At 57.2% G+C, this 20,156-nt stretch carries 21 protein-coding genes; 19 read left to right on the top strand and 2 right to left on the bottom strand.

All coding sequences use genetic code 11. From position 1 onward, the window contains the following. The 19 genes from ACQE3E_RS18965 to ACQE3E_RS18875 all read left to right on the top strand — a co-directional run bounded on the left by ACQE3E_RS18965 (position 1) and on the right by ACQE3E_RS18875 (position 15,312). Positions 1-756 (top strand): YebC/PmpR family DNA-binding transcriptional regulator, encoded by a 756-nt coding sequence (locus tag ACQE3E_RS18965; protein WP_064030728.1) that lies wholly within the window; start codon positions 1-3, stop codon positions 754-756. A gap of 30 nt (positions 757-786) precedes the next feature. Further along, positions 787-1,284 (top strand): crossover junction endodeoxyribonuclease RuvC, encoded by a 498-nt coding sequence (ruvC, locus tag ACQE3E_RS18960; RefSeq protein ID WP_064030727.1) that lies wholly within the window; start codon positions 787-789, stop codon positions 1,282-1,284. Then, positions 1,281-1,880 (top strand): Holliday junction branch migration protein RuvA, encoded by a 600-nt coding sequence (ruvA, locus tag ACQE3E_RS18955; RefSeq protein WP_064030726.1) that lies wholly within the window; start codon positions 1,281-1,283, stop codon positions 1,878-1,880. The genes ruvC and ruvA overlap by 4 nt, the downstream gene beginning before the upstream one ends. Then, positions 1,877-2,914: a Holliday junction branch migration DNA helicase RuvB gene (gene ruvB / locus ACQE3E_RS18950; protein ID WP_064030725.1), complete on the top strand. Its 1,038-nt coding sequence runs from the start codon at positions 1,877-1,879 to the stop codon at positions 2,912-2,914. The genes ruvA and ruvB overlap by 4 nt, the downstream gene beginning before the upstream one ends. Beyond that, complete coding sequence (gene ybgC, locus ACQE3E_RS18945) at positions 2,911-3,318, top strand: tol-pal system-associated acyl-CoA thioesterase (RefSeq protein WP_064030724.1); 408 nt, start codon at positions 2,911-2,913, stop codon at positions 3,316-3,318. Before ruvB ends, ybgC begins: the two co-directional genes overlap by 4 nt. Next, positions 3,318-3,995, top strand: coding sequence for a protein TolQ (tolQ, locus tag ACQE3E_RS18940; protein ID WP_064030723.1), 678 nt, complete (start codon positions 3,318-3,320; stop codon positions 3,993-3,995). The genes ybgC and tolQ overlap by 1 nt, the downstream gene beginning before the upstream one ends. A 44-nt stretch (positions 3,996-4,039) precedes the next feature. Further along, a complete protein-coding gene (tolR, locus tag ACQE3E_RS18935) occupies positions 4,040-4,450 on the top strand; it encodes a protein TolR (protein WP_231883721.1) in 411 nt (136 codons plus the stop codon). A gap of 9 nt (positions 4,451-4,459) precedes the next feature. Then, positions 4,460-5,974 (top strand): cell envelope integrity protein TolA, encoded by a 1,515-nt coding sequence (tolA, locus tag ACQE3E_RS18930; RefSeq protein WP_313730708.1) that lies wholly within the window; start codon positions 4,460-4,462, stop codon positions 5,972-5,974. A gap of 21 nt (positions 5,975-5,995) precedes the next feature. After that, positions 5,996-7,279 (top strand): Tol-Pal system beta propeller repeat protein TolB, encoded by a 1,284-nt coding sequence (tolB, locus tag ACQE3E_RS18925; protein WP_064030720.1) that lies wholly within the window; start codon positions 5,996-5,998, stop codon positions 7,277-7,279. A 63-nt stretch (positions 7,280-7,342) separates the two neighbouring features. Further along, on the top strand, positions 7,343-7,900 hold the full coding sequence (gene pal / locus ACQE3E_RS18920; protein ID WP_064030719.1) for a peptidoglycan-associated lipoprotein Pal: 558 nt from the start codon (positions 7,343-7,345) through the stop codon (positions 7,898-7,900). Then, positions 7,897-8,805 carry a tol-pal system protein YbgF gene (gene ybgF, locus ACQE3E_RS18915; protein ID WP_313730709.1) on the top strand — a complete coding sequence of 303 codons (909 nt, stop codon included), beginning with the start codon at positions 7,897-7,899 and terminating at the stop codon, positions 8,803-8,805. Before pal ends, ybgF begins: the two co-directional genes overlap by 4 nt. Next, positions 8,802-9,461: a 7-carboxy-7-deazaguanine synthase QueE gene (gene queE / locus ACQE3E_RS18910; RefSeq protein WP_313730710.1), complete on the top strand. Its 660-nt coding sequence runs from the start codon at positions 8,802-8,804 to the stop codon at positions 9,459-9,461. Before ybgF ends, queE begins: the two co-directional genes overlap by 4 nt. Next, positions 9,442-10,143 carry a 7-cyano-7-deazaguanine synthase QueC gene (gene queC / locus ACQE3E_RS18905; protein ID WP_313730711.1) on the top strand — a complete coding sequence of 234 codons (702 nt, stop codon included), beginning with the start codon at positions 9,442-9,444 and terminating at the stop codon, positions 10,141-10,143. Before queE ends, queC begins: the two co-directional genes overlap by 20 nt. A 64-nt stretch (positions 10,144-10,207) precedes the next feature. Continuing rightward, positions 10,208-10,843, top strand: coding sequence for a hypothetical protein (locus ACQE3E_RS18900; protein WP_064030715.1), 636 nt, complete (start codon positions 10,208-10,210; stop codon positions 10,841-10,843). Then, complete coding sequence (locus ACQE3E_RS18895) at positions 10,840-11,568, top strand: MBL fold metallo-hydrolase (RefSeq protein WP_313730712.1); 729 nt, start codon at positions 10,840-10,842, stop codon at positions 11,566-11,568. The genes ACQE3E_RS18900 and ACQE3E_RS18895 overlap by 4 nt, the downstream gene beginning before the upstream one ends. A 105-nt stretch (positions 11,569-11,673) precedes the next feature. Next, positions 11,674-13,029, top strand: a complete 1,356-nt coding sequence (miaB, locus tag ACQE3E_RS18890) for a tRNA (N6-isopentenyl adenosine(37)-C2)-methylthiotransferase MiaB (protein ID WP_313730713.1) — start codon at positions 11,674-11,676, stop codon at positions 13,027-13,029. Then, entirely contained in the window at positions 13,029-14,018 is a 990-nt protein-coding gene (locus ACQE3E_RS18885) for a PhoH family protein (protein ID WP_313730714.1), read from the top strand. Before miaB ends, ACQE3E_RS18885 begins: the two co-directional genes overlap by 1 nt. Beyond that, the gene (gene ybeY, locus ACQE3E_RS18880; protein WP_313730716.1) at positions 14,018-14,476 is read left to right on the top strand and encodes an rRNA maturation RNase YbeY; all 459 of its coding nucleotides are present in this window, start codon (positions 14,018-14,020) and stop codon (positions 14,474-14,476) included. The genes ACQE3E_RS18885 and ybeY overlap by 1 nt, the downstream gene beginning before the upstream one ends. After that, positions 14,473-15,312, top strand: a complete 840-nt coding sequence (locus ACQE3E_RS18875; protein WP_071160556.1) for an HlyC/CorC family transporter — start codon at positions 14,473-14,475, stop codon at positions 15,310-15,312. The genes ybeY and ACQE3E_RS18875 overlap by 4 nt, the downstream gene beginning before the upstream one ends. Here the strand turns inward: ACQE3E_RS18875 and ACQE3E_RS18870 are convergent. After that, positions 15,293-19,054 carry a bifunctional diguanylate cyclase/phosphodiesterase gene (locus ACQE3E_RS18870; RefSeq protein WP_313730717.1) on the bottom strand — a complete coding sequence of 1,254 codons (3,762 nt, stop codon included), beginning with the start codon at positions 19,052-19,054 and terminating at the stop codon, positions 15,293-15,295. The two genes, ACQE3E_RS18875 and ACQE3E_RS18870, sit on opposite strands and share 20 nt — an antisense overlap. Then, entirely contained in the window at positions 19,054-20,109 is a 1,056-nt protein-coding gene (locus tag ACQE3E_RS18865) for an extracellular solute-binding protein (RefSeq protein WP_313730718.1), read from the bottom strand. Before ACQE3E_RS18865 ends, ACQE3E_RS18870 begins: the two co-directional genes overlap by 1 nt. Between the last annotated feature and the right edge of the window lie 47 nt (positions 20,110-20,156).

Raw genomic sequence — 20,156 nt, 5'->3', positions numbered from 1 at the left:
ATGGCTGGGCACAGTAAGTGGGCAAACATCAAACACCGCAAAGGCGCTCAAGACGCCAAGCGCGGTAAGATTTTTACCAAGCTCATTCGGGAAATCACCGTCGCGGCCAAAAGCTCCGGTGGTGGCGATCCGGCCAATAATCCTAGCTTGCGTACCGCGATCGACAAGGCCTTGGGCGCCAACATGAAGCGCGACACCATCGACAATACGATCAAAAAAGCCACCGGTGCTTTGGATGGCGTGGTTTACGAAGAAGTGCGCTACGAAGGCTACGGTCCGGGCGGCACGGCGGTAATGGTTAACTGTCTGACCGACAACCGCAACCGTACCGTCGCCGATGTGCGGCATGCCTTCTCCAAACACGGCGGCAATCTGGGTACCGACGGCTCCGTGGCTTATATGTTCCGCAAAGTGGGGATCATCGGTTTTTCGAGCGAGGTCGACGAGGATGCGGTGATGGAAGCCGCGATGGAAGCCGGCGCGGAAGACGTTGTAACCAACGACGATGGTTCGATAGACGTCTTTACCGCGCCCGACGATTACTTGAACGTCAAGGAAGCGTTGGCGGCGGTGGGCTTGGTGGCGGAAAATTCCGAAGTGACCATGCACGCCGATGTCAAAACCGATCTGGACAGTGAAGCGGCCGAGAAAATGCTTAAATTAATCGATCGTCTTGAAGATCTGGACGACGTACAAGACGTTTATACCAATGCCGATATCAGCGACGACATCATGATGTCGCTCGGCAATGATTAAGTTCTTTTTAACCCGTTCCCTGGCCCGCTATTGATCAGGATACTCGGCATAGATCCCGGCTCCCGGATCACCGGTTACGGTGTGATAGAGACCACACCGCGCGGTGTTCGCTATATTGCCAGTGGCTGCATCCGCGTGCTTCCCAACGACTTTCCGAGCCGGTTGAAGCAGATTTTCGACGGAGTCAGTGAAATCGTCGCGCTTTATCAGCCACAGCAGATGGGCATCGAACAAGTTTTCATGCATAAGAACGCCGATTCGGCCTTGAAGCTTGGGCAAGCGCGCGGAGCGGCAATTTGCGCGGCGATGAACCTGGATTTGCCGGTACACGAATACGCCGCCCGCCAAGTCAAACAAGCTCTGGTCGGCAAGGGCAATGCCGACAAGACTCAGGTTCAGCACATGGTCAAAATACTGCTGGGAATCCAAGGCGAGATGCAAATCGACGCCAGCGACGCGTTGGCGATAGCGTTGTGCCACAGCCATTATCGAGAAACCGCTTTGCGTTTGGCGAGGGCCGGCGCATGATCGGATTTCTGCGCGGTAAATTAATCCACAAGGCGCCGCCGCAATTGGTTTTGGACGTGCAAGGCGTCGGCTACGAAGTCGAGGCGCCGATGACCACGTTTTACGATTTGCCGGCTTTGGGCGAGGAGGTGCGTTTACATACCCACCTAGTGGTGCGCGAGGACGCGCATATTCTGTTCGGCTTCGCGACCGAAAACGAGCGTTTGCTGTTCAAAACCCTGATTAAAGTCAACGGCGTAGGGCCTAAATTGGCATTGACGATATTGTCTGGCCAAAGCATCGACGAGTTCTACCGTTGTGTCGACGATAACGACGCCAAGAGTTTGGTGCGTTTGCCAGGCGTCGGCCAGAAAACGGCGGAGCGACTGATTATCGAAATGCGCGGCCGGCTACCGGACATCGGTGAGCCCGCGTCGCGGACGACCCAGCAAGCGGCGGCACGCATGCCGGCCGGAGCTAGGCAAGAGGCCGTCAGCGCTCTCTGCGCGCTCGGCTATAAGTCGTCGGAAGCCGAAAAAATGGTCCGAGCGGTGGCCGAAGACGATAAAAGCTGCGAGGACATCATTCGCCAGGCCTTGCGCGGAGCCGTTAAATGATAGAGAGCGACCGGCTGATCAGCGCCAGCGGCAGCGGCGACGAAGAGCGTCAAGATCGGGCCATCCGACCGCGCCGATTGAAGGATTACGTTGGGCAAACCGAATTGCGCCAACAAATGGAGATTTTCATCCAGGCGGCGGTTAGTCGTGCCGAGGCTTTGGATCATGTACTGATTTTCGGGCCGCCGGGTTTGGGAAAAACCACGCTGGCGAATATCGTCGCCGCCGAAATGAATGTCAGCATTCGGCAGACATCCGGGCCGGTGCTCGACAAAGCCGGCGATTTGGCGGCCTTGCTGACCAATCTGCAAGCGCACGACGTATTGTTCATAGACGAGATCCATCGCTTGAGTCCGGCGGTCGAAGAGGTGCTGTATCCGGCTATGGAAGACTACCAAATTGATATTATAATAGGCGAAGGTCCGGCCGCCCGGTCGATAAAGCTGGACTTGCCGCCGTTCACGCTGATCGGCGCGACAACGCGGGCCGGATTGCTGACTTCGCCGCTCAGAGACCGTTTCGGGATCGTGCAACGCCTGGAGTTTTACAGCATCGAGGAACTGGCCAGTATCGTGACGCGTTCCGCGGCAATGCTGGGCATCGGCATGGACAGCGGGGGTGCCGACGAGATCGCGTGCCGCTCGCGCGGTACGCCCAGAATCGCCAATCGTCTCTTGAGACGGGTACGCGATTTTGCCGAGGTAATGGGAAACGGGGTCGTCAATCGGGATATTGCCCAGCGGGCCTTGGCGATGTTGAAAATCGACCAACACGGTTTCGACATGTTGGATCGTAAATTGCTTTTAGCGATGATTGAACACTTTCAGGGCGGGCCGGTCGGGTTGGATACCTTGGCGGCGGCCATCAGCGAGGAGCGCGGCACCGTCGAAGATGTATTGGAACCTTATTTGTTACAGCAGGGATTTATCATGCGGACGCCCCGAGGGCGGGTAGTCACGCATAAAGCTTACAGTCACTTCGGTTTGCCGGCGCCCAACCAAGAACCGGGCAGCGACGACATCTTTAGTTTATGACCTTGTCAAATAGCGCATTCAGTTGGCCGGTCCGCGTCTACTACGAGGATACCGATGCCGGGGGCGTCGTGTTTTACGCCAATTACCTGAAGTTTTTCGAGCGCGCCCGCACCGAAATGTTGCGCGATCGCGGCTTCGAGCAAGACCAACTGTTACGCGAACAAAATCTGATTTTCGTGGTCCGTTCGGTGAGGGTCGATTACCTGAAACCGGCTCGCTTTAACGATTTGCTGCAGGCCACCGCCTCGGTCGTCGAGCATCAAAAAACCAATCTGACCTTTGCTCAAACCCTGATGCGCGGCCAAGACCAATTAGCCAGCGGCGAGATTCGCATTGCCTGTCTCGACGCGCAAACGATGAAACCTAAACCGATTCCCCTTGCCATTTTGGAAACCCTAAACTGATGAATACCGATTTATCCATCCTGACGCTGGTTAAAGAAGCCAGTTTTGTCGTTCAGTTCGTCATGTTCATTTTGCTGTCGGCGTCGGTTGCTTCATGGACTTTCATCTTCTCCAAACGCAAGGAGTTGAAGCAGGCGATCGAGATTACCGACGATTTCGAGGACGAATTCTGGTCCGGAGTCGGTCTGGCCGAACTGTATAAAAAAATGTCCAGCGACCGTTTCGAGCCGGAAGGCATCGAAAAAATCTTTTTGGCGGGCTATCGCGAATTCGCGCGGATGCGCCAGAAAGGCGACGTCGAGCCGTCGGTACAAGTGGAAAGCGCGCAACGGGCGATGCGCATCGAACTTTCGCGCGAACTGGATCGGCTGGATGAGACCTTGCCGTTTCTGGCTACCGTCGGTTCGACCAGTCCGTATATCGGTCTGTTCGGCACGGTTTGGGGCATCATGAACTCGTTTCGGGCACTGGGCGAAATCAAGAATGCCACTTTATCCAACGTCGCACCGGGTATTTCCGAGGCTTTGATTGCCACGGCGATCGGCTTGTTCGCGGCGATTCCGGCGGTGATCGCCTACAACCGTTTCTCGACTCGATTGGATCGCTTGGCCGGTCGCTACGAGTTGTTCGTTGACGAATTCGTGGTCCTTTTGCAAAGACAGGCGCACAGCAAATGAACGTCGGTGGCAGCAATCGCAGATCGCGGAAAAAACGCGGCGTCATGGCCGAAATCAACGTCGTGCCTTACATCGACGTCACCTTCGTTTTGTTGATGATCTTCATGATTACCGCGCCGCTGGTCCAGACCGGCGTCGATGTCGAGCTGCCACAAGCGGAAGCCGAGTCGGTCGATCTACAGGATCAAGTCCCGGTCATCGTGTCGATCAAGAAGGATGGCAGTCTTTACGTCGATATCGGCAATGGCGACGAAGAGGCCGATACGCCGGTCGATGTCGATACCGTCAAGACTCGGGTTGCCGCCGTGTTCAAAAACAATCCGAAAGCCCAGCTTTACGTGCGCGGCGACCACGAAGTGGATTACGGCAGTATCGTTAAAGTGATGGTGGAATTGAAAAAGACCGGCGCCCCCAAGGTTGGTTTGATGACCTCGCCCCCGCCCGAGAGTAAATAACGATAGCGCATGAGAAATTTCAAACCCTCGTTTGTCCTGGCGGTCGCTTTACATATATTGATCGTGTTGCTGTTCAGTATCAGCTTCCTGACCGACAGCGATACCGCTCGGACCGCGCCGCCGGCTGAAGTTATCGAAGCCACGATCCTAGACGGCGCCGAAATCGATGCCGAAGCCGAGCGCTTGAAACAAAACGAAGCCAATAAGCATCAAGCCGAGGTCGAGCACCAACAACAACTGGAAAATGCCCGGAAAGCCGAAGAACAGGCCTTACAGCAAGCCAAAAAACAGCGAGTGCTGGAAGAACAGAAAATTCAAGAAGCGGCGGAGCGCCGAAAGCAAGAGGCTTTGGAAGAGCAAAAGCGGCAGGAACAACTGGCAGTCAAGCGCAAGGAAGAGGAAAAAAAGCTAGAGGAGGCCAAGGAACGGCGAACTCTGGAAGAGAAAAAAGCCAAGGAAGCCGCCGAGAAGCAGAAACAGGCCGAACTGGAGAAGCAACGGGAAATCGCGGAAAAGCAAGCGGCCTTGGAAAAGCAAGCGGCGCTGGAAAAGCAACGGGAAGTCGAAAAACTCAAACAGCTGGAAAAGCAGAAGCAGCAGGAAGCGGAGCGCGAAGCCAAGCTCAAGGAACAAAAACTGGCGGAAGAGGCCAAGCTCAAGCAACAACAAGAAGCCGAAAGCAAGAAACTGGAGCAAGAGAAGAAGCTGCAGGAGCAAAAAGTACTGGAGCAGCAAAAAAAGCTACAGGAACAAAAAGCCGAGGAAGCGAAGCGGCAGGAACAGTTAAAACAGGCGGAAGCCAAAGCCAAGGCCGAACGAGAGCAACAACTGGCGGCGGAAAGGGCCAAGGTTGAGAAAGACCGGCAGGCCGCGCTGAACGCGGAAAAAGCCAAGCAAGCCGCCGAAGCCGAAGCGCGGGCCAAAGTTGAAAGGGAAAAACAACTGGCTGCCGAGAAAGCCGAAAAAGACCGCCAAGCAAAGCTCGCCGCCGAAAAAGCCGAGAAGGAGCGCTTGGCGGCGGAAGCCGAGGCTAAAGCCAAAGCCGAAAAAGACCGTCAGGCCAAGTTGGCGGCCGAAAAAGCGGAAAAGGCTGAAAAAGAGCGCTTGGCCGCCGAGGCTGCAGCCAAGGCCAAGGCCGAACAAGAGCGCCAAGCCGCGATTGCCGCCGCCGAAAAAGCCGAACAGGAACGCAAGGCGGCTGAAGCCGCTGCCGCGGCGGCCGCGAAAGCCGAGTCGGATAAGCAAGCCAGCTCGGCCGCCAAGGACGCGATCGCCCGTAAGGTCGAGGGCGCTTGGACTCGGCCAATCAGCGCGACGCAGGGCTTGAAATGTACAATTCAGGTAAAATTGCTGGCTAGCGGCGATGTCATGGATGCGGTGGTCGTTAGCAGCAGCGGCGATCCGATTTTCGATCGTTCAGCCGAAAACGCCGTTAGAAAAGCGTCGCCATTGCCGGTCCCGCAGGACAGGAATCTGTTCAATCAGGAATTTAGAGTATTTACCTTTGTGTTTAAGCCGGAATAACCCGTAACGGAACCCTAGAAAATGATGTTAATCCCCCGAATATTAGTCGTCGGCCTGTTGGCTTCGATACTTTCCGTCGCTCAGGCCGCCGGTTTGACAATAGAAATCACCAAGGGCTCGCAAACCGCGGTGCCCATCGCCATCGTGCCGTTCGGTCAGCAAGGCGCCGTTGGCAATGTAAAGTTGTCGGATGTGGTTAGCGCCGACTTGGGCGGCAGCGGTTTTTTCAAAACGCTGTCCGAAGACGATATGTTGACCAAGCCGACCGAGCCAGAACGCGTCAATTTCAAGGATTGGCAGGTATTAGGCCAGGACTACGTCGTCATCGGTCAGGTCGTCGGCAACGGCGGCAGCTTTAACATTCAGTTCCATTTGTTTAATGTCCATAACGGCCAATTGTTGATGGGTTACCGGCTAACCGCCGGCGCCAACGAATTGCGCCGCGCCGCCCACCATATCAGCGACTTGATCTACGAGAAGTTGACCGGGCGCAAGGGCGCGTTCAATACTCGAATCGCGTACGTGACCAGCGTGGCGCGCGGCAACGGCAAGCAATACATGCTGCAAGTGGCCGACGCCGACGGCTACAATCCGCGCACGATCGCCGAGTCGCCGGAGCCGATCATGGCGCCGGCCTGGTCGCCGGACGGCAGCAAGATCGCTTACGTATCGTTCCACACCAAGCGCTCGGAAATTTTTATACAAACTTTGGCTACCGGTCAGCGCGAGAGCGTGTCGTCCTATCCGGGTATCAACGGCGCGCCGGCGTTTTCACCCGACGGCAGCCGCTTGGCGATTACGCTGTCCAAGGACGGTAGTCCCGACATCTACGTGCTGAATCTGTCCGGCCGGAGTTTGACCCGGATGACCTCGGGATTGTCGATCGATACCGAACCGACTTGGTCGCCGGATGGTAGTTCGATCGTGTTCACGTCCGACCAAGGCGGTAAACCGCAGCTTTACATCATGCCGGCGTCCGGCGGTAAAGCCAGTCGCCTGACCTTCCAGGGTGATTACAACGCTCGCGGCCGCTTCTCGGCCGATGGTCGCAGTTTGGCGATGGTGACCGGTAGCGGCGGCGATTACCGGATCGCGGTGATGGATATGGCCTCTCGGACCGTCAACGTGCTGACCGAAGGCCGCTTGGACGAGTCGCCGAGCTTCGCGCCCAACGGCAGCATGGTCTTGTTCGCGGCGACGCGCGGCGGCAAGTCGGCGCTGTCCGTCGTATCCACCGATGGTGCGATGCAGCAGAAATTGGCCTTCGAGAACGGCGGGGTTCGCGAGCCGGCCTGGGCACCTTGATCGCCCGAGCGATAGCCTGCAAACTATCACTAATCGACTTTGATTTTTTATTTGGAGAACAGCATGACACTTAGCAAAAAAACTCTGGCTTTGGCGATGATCGCCGTCTTGGCAAGCGGATGTAGCTCGACCGACGAAAGCGAGAACGGTTTGGGCGACGCGACTCAAGGTAGCGACGCGTCGACCAGCGGCTACAACGATGGCTCGATGTCCGGCAGCCAATTCGGCTCCGGGAACGGCTTCAACTCCGGTTCGAATCTGGGTCCGGAGTTCAGCGATCCGAACAACCCGTTGTCCAAGCAAGTGATCTATTTCGAACTGGATAGCGCGCAAGTCAAACAAGACTATGTGCCGGTGGTCGCCGCTCACGCTCGTTATCTGGCCTCCCACCCGAACCAGCACGTAATTTTGGCCGGTCATGCCGACGAACGCGGTTCCAGCGAATACAACATCGCATTGGGCGAACAACGCGCCAAATCGGTCGAACGGATGATGCGTAGCCAAGGGGTCGGTTCCGGCCAGTTGGAAGTTGTCAGCTACGGAGAAGAGAAACCGGCGGTTTCCGGTCACGACGAATCCGCATGGCAACAAAATCGTCGCGTTGAAGTAGGCTATCAATGAGCCGGCGGGCGCTTCTGATTGCAAGTATCGGCTTGGGCCTGGGCGCCCAGGCTCAAGCCGCTCCGGCGAACGGCGGCGATGTCGGGCAGCAGGGCGGCTATGCCGTGCAGGCTCCGACCGACAACGCAATCTTCGAAGTGTTGAGCCGGCTGGAACAATTGCAATCGGAAGTGCAACAACTGCGCGGCATGGTCGAGGAGCAATCGCAAACGATCGCCGACTTGCAGCGCAAGCAAAGCAATATGTATTCGGATCTGGACGACAGAATGCAGGCGTTGCAGGCGGCCGGGCAAGCGGGTGGCGCGCCGGCTGCAGCGGCGGCGCAAACCGGGGCGGCGAGTACGGCGGCGGCATCCGCGGTTCCGCCGGCGCAGACCGGCGCTACACCGCCTTCGGTTGCCGGATCGCCGGTATCGACGCCAGCGGGTCAGGCCGCCCCGGCACCGGTTGCCGCGACTGTCCCGCCCGTCGAAGTCAAGCCTGCAATCAGTGGGGCCGCGAGCGCCAGTTCAACTCCCGCCACGAGCGGCAGCGAGCAGGAGCGCTATCAGCAAGCCTACGAAACTTTGCGGAACGGCCATAACAGCCAGGCCATCAAGATGTTTCAGGAACTGTTGGCGGCCAATCCGGCCGGCGAACTTTCCGACAACGCGCAGTACTGGTTGGCGGAAGCTTACAAGATCAACCGCGAATTCGATGCCGCCAAGGCGGCGTTCAACAAAGTGGTCAGTCAGTATCCGAATAGCTCCAAGGTGCCGGACGCGTTGCTGAAGCTCGGTTACATCGAGTTCGACCTGCAAAACGCCGCGAAAGCCAAGGACTATCTGACCCGGGTTACGACCAGCTACCCCGGAACCACCGCCGCACATCTGGCCGCTAAGAAGCTGGCGCAAATGCCGCAATGACCGACGAGCTAGCGGAACCGTCGTTACGCATTACCGAAATCTTTTATTCGCTGCAGGGCGAGGCGGATAGCGTCGGTTGGCCGACCGTGTTTATCCGCCTGACCGGCTGTCCGCTACGGTGCGCTTATTGCGATACCGCTTACGCGTTCAGCGGCGGCGAGAAAATGCCGATTTCGGCGATTTTGCAAAGGGTTCGCGAATATTCGACCCGTTACGTCACCGTGACCGGCGGCGAGCCGCTGGCGCAGCCCGATTGCTTGAGTTTACTGAGTGCGTTGGCCGACTCGGGCTATCAGGTTTCCTTGGAAACCAGTGGTGCACTGGATGTTTCGGGTGTCGATGCTCGAATCGTCAAGGTCATGGACTTGAAAACGCCGGCCTCCGGCGAAATGGCGCGCAACCGCTACGAGAACCTCGATTGCCTGACGCCGCGCGATCAAATCAAATTCGTCATTGCCGACTCGGCCGACTATCAATGGTCTAAGCAACAAGTAAACGAACATCGTTTGGCCGAACGCTGCCAAGTGCTGTTTTCGCCGGTGATGGGGCAGATGGCTCCAAGCGAGTTGGCTGATCGGATTCTAGCCGACCAGTTGCCGGTACGCTTTCAAATTCAACTGCATAAATTTCTTTGGGATGACGCGAGAGGAAAATGATTCGGCGGGCAAAGCCGCCATTGTGTTGTTATCGGGCGGATTGGACTCGATTACGGTTCTGGCGTTGGCTACTCGGCAGGGCTATGCTTGCCACGCGTTGAGTTTTGATTACGGTCAACGCCACAATGCCGAATTGGCGGCCGCGCGGCGCATCGCCGAACGGTATCGAGTCGCCGACCATAAGATTTTCAATCTCGGTTTGAATGCGATGGGCGGATCGGCGCTGACCGACAGCGCGATCGCCGTGCCGACCTCGCCGCAAACCGGCATACCCGTCACCTATGTGCCAGCTCGGAATACGATCTTCTTGGCTTACGCGCTGGGCTGGGCCGAAGTTTTGCACGCCTGCGACGTATTCATCGGCGTCAACGCCGTCGATTACTCCGGTTATCCGGATTGCCGTCCGGAATTTATCCAAGCCTTTCAGACCATGGCGAATTTGGCGACCAAAGCCGGCGTCGAAGGCCAGCAAATCCGGATACACACGCCCTTGATGGCGATGAGCAAGGCCGACATTATTCGGCAAGGTTCGGCGTTGGGCGTTGATTACGCCGACACGGTCTCTTGCTATGCCGCCGATGTTGAAGGCCGGGCTTGCGGCGTGTGCGATGCTTGCCGGTTGCGGGCGGCCGGATTCGCGGCGGCCGGCGTGGCCGATCCCACCCGTTACGTTCGCGGTTAGATGGCGCTTCGGCGATCCTCGGCTATGCTTTGCCTTGATCGGATCAAGGACTTGGGGCGTCATCATGCGGAGTTCAACTAGTTCACAATTCGTCGCGGTTGCTTCGATTGCCGCCGAATTGAACGCGGTATTACAGGTCGCCAAGGAGATTTCGTTGGCAGCGGCGAATGCCAAGGCGATTGCGTTTCGGGCCGGCGAAAAGGCCAAGGGCTTCAAACCGATCACCGATTTCATCAACGAGTTGGCTAAGGACACGATGGCGGTGGTCAACCGGATCAATGCCGATACTCTGAACTTATACCGTTTGACGGTTGCCGAGCAGCGAATGCGGGAGGCCAATCGGCACTTTGATTTGGCGGTCGCGGCCGCGGCAGGTGCTCGTCACGCCGATTCGTTGCTACGGGTACGGGAAACGGCTCGACAGCAAGCGGAGGCCTGTCACGGCGAATTTTCGATTCACGTCGATGATTTATTAAACCAGTTAAGCGGCATCCTCTATCCCGCCAGAGCCGCCAGAGTGATCGCCGCCAACTCGCGCATCGAAGCGTCGCAAGCCGGCGAATACCTGCAAAGCTTGCAAGCCGTCGCCGAGAGTGTCGATCGTGCCGCGCAAATCATCAACGAAAAAGTTAGCAAGTGCCGGGGAGCGTTGGTCGCGATCAGCGCCGGATACGCTCAGGGCAACCAAGGCCAGCTATGAAAATCACGAAAATCTACGAAGGCGCTCATCAGTGGCTGATGTTTGGCCGCGACAACACCAAACCGGCCACCATCATTGATACCAATCAGTACATGGTGCGCACCGCCAGCCGTTGTCTATTGATGGAGCCGGGTGGGATCGAATTGTTCGCGCCGATGCTGGCGGCAGCCGTTCATCACGCGCCCGTCGAGGAAATCACCGAATTGTTCGCCTCGCACCAAGATCCCGACATCATTTCGTCGTTGGGCTTGTGGGATCGGGCCTTACCGCACGCTCGACTGCACGCGCCGCTACTTTGGGAGGGTTTTTTGAGGCATTTCGGTTGCGACGCGATCGAGTACGTCGCCATTCCCGATCAGGGTGGGACTATCGATCTGGGTGGCGTGCAATTGCAAATAGTGCCGGCCCATTATCTACACTCGTCGGCCAACTTTCATATTTACGATCCAGTCGCGAAGATTCTGATGTCCGGCGACGTCGGCGCGGCGCTGGAGGAGGGCGATACGCCGGTATTCGTCGAGCATTTCGATACTCATGTTGAAAAAATGCGCTATTTCCATCAACGCTGGATGCCGTCCAATCAAGCCAAGCGGGTCTGGATCGAGCGCGTCCGCAAATTAGATATTCAGATCCTGGCGCCCCAGCACGGGCGCATGTTCAAGGGCGACGATGTCAAGCGTTTTCTGGACTGGTTTGAAGCCTTGCCGGTGGGGATTGCCGTATAAAACAAGCATTTGCCGAAAATTGGGTTTATAATCCGCGCCAATCTAGCCCCTGTCGAGAGACTGGGGTTTTTTGTTAGTGAGAAAGGCTGGAGTATCTCATCGAGCATGGCGCAAAAACTGTATATACAAACTAACGGTTGTCAAATGAACGAGTACGATTCCGACAAGATGCGGGACGTACTGATGGCCTCGCACGGTATGGAACTGACCGAAATACCCGAGCAGGCGGACGTGTTGTTATTGAACACTTGTTCGATACGCGAAAAAGCCCAGGAAAAAGTGTTTTCGGCGGTTGGGCGCTGGAAAAAAATCAAGGACAAACGTCCGGACGTGATTATCGGCGTCGGCGGTTGCGTGGCCAGCCAGGAAGGCGCGGCATTGCAAAAGCGCGCGCCCTACGTTGACATCGTGTTCGGACCGCAAACCCTGCATAGGCTGCCGGAATTGCTGAACAAAGCCCGGAGCGGCGACAGGCACGTCGTCGATATTTCATTTCCGGAAATCGAGAAATTCGACAACTTGCCCGAACCCAGGGCGGAAGGCCCGAAAGCCTTTGTATCGGTGATGGAGGGGTGCAGCAAGTACTGCACCTATTGCGTGGTGCCGTATACGCGCGGCGAGGAAGTCAGTCGCCCGCTCAGCGACGTGATCGCCGAAATCGAAGCGCTGGCTGGGCAGGGCGTGCGCGAAGTCAATCTGCTAGGTCAAAACGTCAACGCCTATCGCGGCGAAACCGAAGACGGCGACATCGCCAGCTTTGCGTTGCTGCTGCATTACGTGGCCGCGGTAGACGGTATCGAGCGAATTCGCTTTACCACGTCGCATCCGTTGGAATTCACCGACGACATCATCGAGGCTTTCGCCGAGATTCCGCAACTGGTCAATCACCTGCATTTGCCGGTGCAAAGCGGTAGCAATCGAATACTAGCCGAAATGAAGCGCGGACACCGTCGCGAGGATTATCTGGACATCATCCGCAAGATCAAGGCGGCCCGCCCCAGCATCAGTTTATCGTCCGATTTCATTGTCGGGTTTCCCGGCGAAACCGAGCAGGATTTCGAAGACACGATGGCCTTGATCGATGAGGTCGGATTCGATTTTTCTTATAGTTTCATCTTCAGCGCGCGGCCGGGCACGCCGGCGGCCGGCTTTGCCGACGATGTCGGTATGGAGGTCAAGGAGGCGCGCTTGCAACGGCTGAAGGAACGCTTGAACGACATGTTCATGGCGTTTTCCGAAAGCATGGTGGGGTCGGTGCAGAGTGTGTTGGTGGAAGGTGTCTCCAAGAAAAATCCGCTGCATTTGACCGGCCGGACCGAAAACAACCGGGTGGTCAATTTCGCCGCTCACCCAAGGCTGATCGGTCAATTCGTCGATGTGTTGATTACCGAAGCCTTACCCAATTCCCTGCGCGGCCGATTGGCCGAGTCCAGCGTCGAAAAAATCCAACAGATTGCCTAGTGTTGAACAGCTCTCATTTTTCCGAAGAACTGACGCTGCTGCCGGCGGATGCCCAGCGCCTCTCTAATTTTTGCGGTCAACTCGATAGTCATATTCGTCAAATCGAGCAACGTCTGCAGGTCGAGATCGCCAATCGCGGCAATTTCTTTCGGGTGACCGGTGTCGATGTGGCGGTCAAGGCGGCTTGCGCGGTCATGCTGAAGCTGTTCGAATTGACCGAGCGCGAAGAAATTACCCCCGAACAAGTGCATCTAAGTCTGCAGGACGCCAGTATCGACCAATTGTTGAAGGCCTTGCCGGCATCGCAGCTCGAACCGGTGGCGATTCGCACCAAACGCGGCGTCATCAAAGGCCGGGGACATAACCAACAGGATTATCTGCGCAAGATTCTCAGCTTTGACATCAACTTCGGCGTCGGTCCTGCCGGTACCGGCAAGACCTATCTGGCGGTGGCTTGCGCGGTCGAGGCGCTGCAGACCGAGCGGGTAAGGCGTATCGTGTTGGTTCGTCCGGCGGTCGAGGCCGGCGAGAAACTCGGCTTTCTACCCGGCGACATGGCGCAAAAGGTCGATCCCTACTTGCGGCCGCTTTACGATGCGCTCTACGACATGTTGGGTTTCGAGCGGGTCGAAAAGTTATTGGAGAAAAACGTCATCGAAGTCGCGCCACTGGCTTTCATGCGCGGACGAACGCTGAACGACTCGTTCATCATTCTGGACGAGGCGCAAAATACCACGGTCGAGCAGATCAAGATGTTTCTGACCCGGGTTGGATTCGGGTCGACGGCGGTGATCACCGGCGACGTGACTCAGATTGATTTGCCGAACGAGAAAATGTCCGGATTGAAACACGTGTTGAAAGTCCTGAAAGATGTCGAAGGTATCAGTTTTACCTTCTTCGGTGTGCGCGACGTGGTGCGCCATCCGTTGGTCCAGCGCATCGTGGCGGCTTACGACCGTTACGAGCAAGAACAAGGTAAGGTCGGCTGATGAATCTGATCGAGTTGCAGGTCGCGACCGAAGCCGAGCATCCCGAGCCGGCGAGGTTTCAGGTTTGGGTCGATGCGGTATTGGCCGGGCGCGAGGCCGACAGCGAAATAGTGATCCGTTTGGTTGATGAAACCGAAAGCGCCGAATTGAACGGCCAATATCGGCAAAAGGCGGGTCCGACGAATATCCTGAGTTTTCCGTTCGAAGCGCCGCCCGGCGTGGAAATGGATTTGCTGGGCGATTTGGTGGTTTGCGCGCCGCTGATAGCCCGCGAGGCCGCGGAGCAAGGCAAGTCGGTTGAGCATCATTGGGCGCACATCACTGTACACGGCGTATTGCATTTGTTAGGGTATGATCACGTCGACGAGTTGGAGGCCGAGCAAATGGAATCCCTGGAGATTGAAATTTTGGAAAAATTGGATATTGCCAATCCTTATATGGAGGAACACGAACGATGAGCGATGGTAACCCCCCGAGTAGTCAGCCCCACCAGAAAAGCCTGATCGAACGTATCGGCCATTTTCTGAGTGGGGAGCCGCAAGATCAGGAAGATCTGCTGGAAATTCTCCGTGAGTCGCAGGAAAAGCACTTGCTAGACTCCGACGCGCTGGCCATGATGGAAGGCGTGATGCATGTCGCCGAGATGCGGGTCCGCGACATCATGATCCCCCGCTCGCAGATGGTGGTGGTTCCTAGGGACGCGGAATTGGAAACCATCTTTCCGTTGGTTGTCGAATTCGCCCATTCCCGTTTCCCGGTCATCGAAGAAGACCGCAGCAAGGTGGTCGGCATTCTGCTTGCCAAGGATTTGCTTGGCTGCGTTTTGCGCGACAAGAACTTGAAAGTCGAAAACGTGATGCGGCCGGCCAACGTCGTTCCGGAGAGCAAGCGCTTGAACGTCTTGCTGAAAGAGTTTCGTACCGAGCGCAATCATATGGCCATCGTCGTCGACGAGTACGGCAACGCCGCCGGCTTGGTGACCATTGAGGATGTCCTGGAGCAAATCGTCGGTAAGATCGAGGACGAACACGACGATGACGAATCCGAGGAGTACATTTCCCAGCGTAGCGAGAAAGAGTTCATACTCAACGCGTTGACGCCTATTGAGGAATTCAACGACTACTTCTCGGCGGTTCTGGAAGACGACGAATGCGACACCATCGGTGGCTTGATCGTCCAGCGCCTTGAGCATTTTCCGAAGAAGGGCGAAAAAGTCGAAATCGACGACTTTTGTTTCGAAGTCTTGCGCGCCGACAACCGCCGCGTGCATTTGATCAAACTGAAATTGAAGTAAACTCGGCCTGGCCGCCGGCCAAGCGGGCTTCGAACGCCTCGGCCGGCAGCGCCTGCGAGAACAGAAAGCCCTGACCGAAGTCGCAGCCGGATTCCACGAGTATCCGGTGTTGCTCTTCGGTTTCTATCCCTTCGGCGATCACTTTCATCCCCAGTTTATGGGCCATTGCGATAATCGCCTCGCAAAGCACGCGGTCGCTCGATTCCGGCCCCAGGTTGCTGACGAAGGAGCGGTCGATTTTCAGATAATCGATGTCGAATTTTTTCAGATAGGCCAGCGACGAGTAGCCGGTGCCGAAATCGTCCAGCGCCACTTGGATACCGTTGTCCCGAAAGCTTAGCAATTGCTCCTTGACGTCGTTACTGGCATCCAGCAGCAGCCCCTCGGTGATTTCGACGATGATGCCGGCCCCAGGCAAGCCCAGTTGCCGTAAGTGTTCAGGCCAATCGCGCTGAGTTTGGTTGGTATCATGAAATTGGACCGGCGATTTGTTAATGCTGATTTGGAAATCGGCGTGAAACCGTTGCCGCCACAGTTTGGCGCGCTCGGCGGCCTGCTTGAACACCCAATTGCCGATTTCGTTGATAATGCCGATGTCCTCGGCGATCGGCACGAACTCCGCCGGACTCACCCAGCCGCGTAGCGGGTGCCGCCAGCGTAACAGGGCTTCGGCCTTGTACACGACGCCGGTGGCAAGATCGACTATCGGTTGATAATACAGTTGGAATTGATCGGCGCCGAGCGCGCCGCGTAAATCGCCGGCGATTTCCATTCGGATTTGCGCCGCTTCCTGCATTGAGAGCGTGAAATAACAATAGCGATTGCGGCCTTGGTGCTTGGCGGCATACATGGCCTGGTCGGCGTTTTTGATCAGTACGTGGATTTTGTCGCCGTCTTTCGGGAACAGCGTGATGCCGATACTCGCCGACAGATAGGCCACCTTGGCTTTCAGCTGAAACGGTTCGGCCAGTTTTTGCAGCAAATTGACGACGATGCGCTCGACATGTTCCGTATCGTCGAGTTCGCCCAGGATAATCGTGAATTCGTCGCCGCCCAGTCGCGCCACAGTATCGGATTCGCGCACGCAACGCAGCAAGCGTTGCGCGGCATCCTTAAGCAACAAATCGCCCATATCGTGGCCGAGCGTGTCGTTGATTTCCTTGAAGCGGTCCAGATCCAGAAAAATCAGCGCCAGCGCGCGGCCGGTGCGATGCGCCTTCTTCAGTTCCTGATCCAGCCGGTCGTGAAACATCCGGCGGTTGGGCAGTCCGGTCAACGGGTCGAAATTGGCCTGAGTCCAGATTAGCTCTTCGGTTTGCTTTTTTTCGGTGATGTCGGAAAACAAGGCCACGCGCCGATGCGGACTGCCGTCTTCGTTAAAAATCGTGTTGACCGTCAACCATTGCACGAACACTTCGCCGTTCTTGCGGCGATTCCAGATTTCGCCCTTCCAGTGGCCGCTGGCGTTAATCGCATGCCACATGGTTTGATAAAAATGGTAGTCCTGGCGGTCGGAGTTCAGAATATTGTAATTCTGACCGATGACTTCCGCCGGGGTATAGCCGGTGATCGCCGAAAATGCCGGGTTGATGGCCAGGATAGAGCCGAGCGCGTCGGTGACGGCCATCGCTTCGCTGCTGTTTTGGTAGACCAGCGAAGCCAGCCGTAATTCTTCGTTGGCACGGCAATGTTCTATCGCGATTCCGGTCAGATTGGCGGCCTGTTCGGTCATTTGCAAGTCGCGCGGCGTGGGTAGCGCCGGCTGGCGCTGATAAATGGTCAGTGTGCCGAGCAACTTGCCGCCGGCATCGCGTACCGGCTCCGACCAGCAAGAAGCCAAGCCGGCCTTGGCCGCCAACTCCCGATACGGCGTCCAATAAGGATGGCTTTGAATGTCTTCGATAATGACTCGGTCGCCGGTCACCGCCGCTGTGCCGCAAGAGCCGACGCCGAAGCCTATGCGCAGGCCGTGTAGCGCGCAATTGTAAAATTCCGGTAGATGCGGGGCCGCGCCGACCAGCAAATGGCTGCCTTCTGCGTCCAGCAACAAAATGGAGCACAATAGCGCCGGATTTTGGGTTTCGATGCCCTCGACGACCGCTTCCAAAATGTCGGCAAGCGGCAGGCTTTTGGCCAGGCGTTCCAACACCCGGTTGTGAGCGCGTTCGCGATCGGCGGCGTGTTTGCGGTCGCTGATGTCGGTCGCGATCCCGATAATGCCCAAGACCTCGCCCTTCAGGCCCAATAGTTTGGTGCGGCTGATTTCCAGACTGTGGCTCTCGCCGTCCACGAACGTGAGTTGTTCCTGACTTAGGTGCGGTGCCAGGCCGCCGGTAAGACAGCGTTGGTCGGCTGCTTCGAAGCGGGCAGCCATGTCGGTGCCCAGCAGTTCGTCCAGCGCGGAGGTGTGCAAAAACCGGCTTTCCGGAATGCCTAGCGCTTGGCAGAAGGTCTGGTTGACGAAGGCGTAGCGACCGTTGGTGTCCACCAACCAAATCCCGACCGGCGCGTTGTTCAGGATCGCGTGCAGTTTGGCTTCGGAGGCATGTATCTCGGCGATTTGACCGTTGAGCTGTTCCGCCAGCGCCCGAAACAGGCGGGCTAAATGGCCGATCTCGTCGTTGCGGTCGACGGGGATATCGGCGAGTGGCAAGCCCAGCTGAAATTGTCCAATGGCTTTGGTCATCGCCTGCAGCGGTTTGGCTAGCATCTTGGCAAGCAGCAGTGAAACCAAACTGACCAATAAGCTTAGGGACAAGGCGATGCGGATGACTTGGAGGCTCAGAGTCTTGCTGCCGATCGAGACCACGTCCAGCGGGGTGTATAAGCCGAGTACCACGAAACGGCCTTCGCTGGCCGCGCCGTAATCCTGGCGGGCGAAAGCGGCCAGATAGGGTACGCCCAACGCGCTATCGGCGGTATCGCTGAGTACCGCGATCCGGCTGGAACCGTTCAGCAGCGGCGCGGTGTCCGGAATGTCGTTTTGGATTCTGACCGGCCGGCCGCGTTCGAAACCAAAGGCTTTCGCGGGATCGGGATGGATCAGGTAATCACCGCGTCGATTGACCAGCAATGGGTAGCTGTCGCCGCTGTAACTGTCGCGCAGCCGCTTGAATAGGTCGGCGAGATCGACGTTAATGACCAGCACGCCCAAGGTTGTCCCGGCGGCGGACTTGACCGGGGTGGCGACGCGGATGGTCGGTTGGCCGTAGCCCAGATGGGTCCCAAGCTCCTGGTTTAAGTTGATCTCCGAAATGTAAACCTGACCGGCCGGCAAGGCCGCGGTTTCGAAGACGTAGGGGAAATGGTTTTTTTCCTGCAAGTGGGGTGCTTCGATCACTTTAACGCCGGATTGGTCGCGATCTGCCCGCACCGTTTCCAGGCCAAAATGGCGGCTATCGATCAGGCGGATTTGGCTGTACTCGGGGTGGGAGACCAGCAAGCCGCTAAATATCTCGGCGAGCCTGTCTTTATCCATCGTAGGTTTGGTGGCCGGCTCGGCTTCCAGTATTGCGCGGTTTAGCGCCAAGCCGGCCAGGAAATCGACATCGGCAACGGTCGCCTTGAGCGCGGCGTCGAAGCGTTGCGCCGAGTCTCGCGTCGCGGTCAGCAGTTTTTCCTTGGCCGAATCGATCAGCAGCGCGCGACTGCGCTGGTAGACGTAATAGCCGGTCAGGCCCGACGACAACGTGCCGAACAGACCCAGCCAGAATGCCAGTTTTAGGCCTATGCTCAGACGCATCAGAAGGCCTCCGGCGCATCGCCGGAAATAATCCGGTCCCACAGGGTTTTTTGACGCTCGGGATTGCCGATCGGCTCCAGCCAGATCAATTTGGCATCTGGCGCCAGATCGGCCGGCTGGCTGGTGGTGTTGGCCAGACCGTGTTGCTCGGTCAAGTGCGCGCCGACTTGCGGTTCCAGCATGAAGTCTATCCAGCGTTCGGCCAGCCCGGTATTGCCGGCGTTTCGGGTAAGCGCCCAGCAATCCAACCACGCCAGCGCGCCTTCGTCGGGGATGACGTAACCGACGTCCGCGCCGCGCCGCCTTAGCTCCTGAATTTGTTGATTGCCATAGTTGCCGAAAATCAGCGCGATATCGTGCTTAGCGTACAGTTCGCCGGCTTCCTCTGCCGACGTGTAAAAGGTCAGTACATTGCGGCGCAGTTCGGCCAGTCGCCGGGCCGCGGCGTTCAACTCGGCGTCGCCGAGGCTGAAAGGGTGGGCCGCGCCGCTGAGTAATCCGACCAGCGTAAAATTGTGGTTGCTGGTATTGAAAGCCAGCACCCGCTGGCGGTAGGCCGGGTCCCAAAGTGCCGACATCGAGCGAGGCGGGGAGGTCACTTTACGGCGGTCGTAGATTAGCCCCATTTCGGCGTAGGTGTAGGGTATCGCATAGGCGCGGCCGGCGTGTATTAGGCCGGGAAAAGTAGCGAGGTCGCGAAAACGCGGCAGTTGGCGCGCGCGATTGGCAATCTTGGCCGCATCCAGCGGCACGCTGATGCCGGCGGCGATGTAACGTTGCAATTCGGCGGTGTTGACCGCGAATACGTCGTGATGCTCGTGATTGAGCTTGTACCATAAGTCGTCGTCCGATTCGACGTAGGTGACTTCCACATCGGCGTCGTAGCGTTTGGCGAATTCGGCGACGAACTCCGGGTCGGCGTAACCCGGCCAGGCCAAAACCTTTAACGAGGGTTTTGCGCTTACCAGCGAAACGGAGCACAGCCACAGTGCCGTGATCGAAACCATCCTGGCGAAGCGTTGGTGGGAGCTTAGGAGAGAGACGATGGATTTCATGGTTGCCCATGATACCCAAAGGCGGTTGGAAAGAAAGGTAAATTGTT

Origin of the sequence: Methylomonas sp. MED-D (assembly GCF_050276835.1) — a bacterium.
GTDB lineage: Bacteria > Pseudomonadota > Gammaproteobacteria > Methylococcales > Methylomonadaceae > Methylomonas > Methylomonas koyamae_A.
The sequence above is the reverse complement of the archived record's forward strand: the minus strand, read 5'-3'. Positions and strand labels throughout refer to the sequence as shown.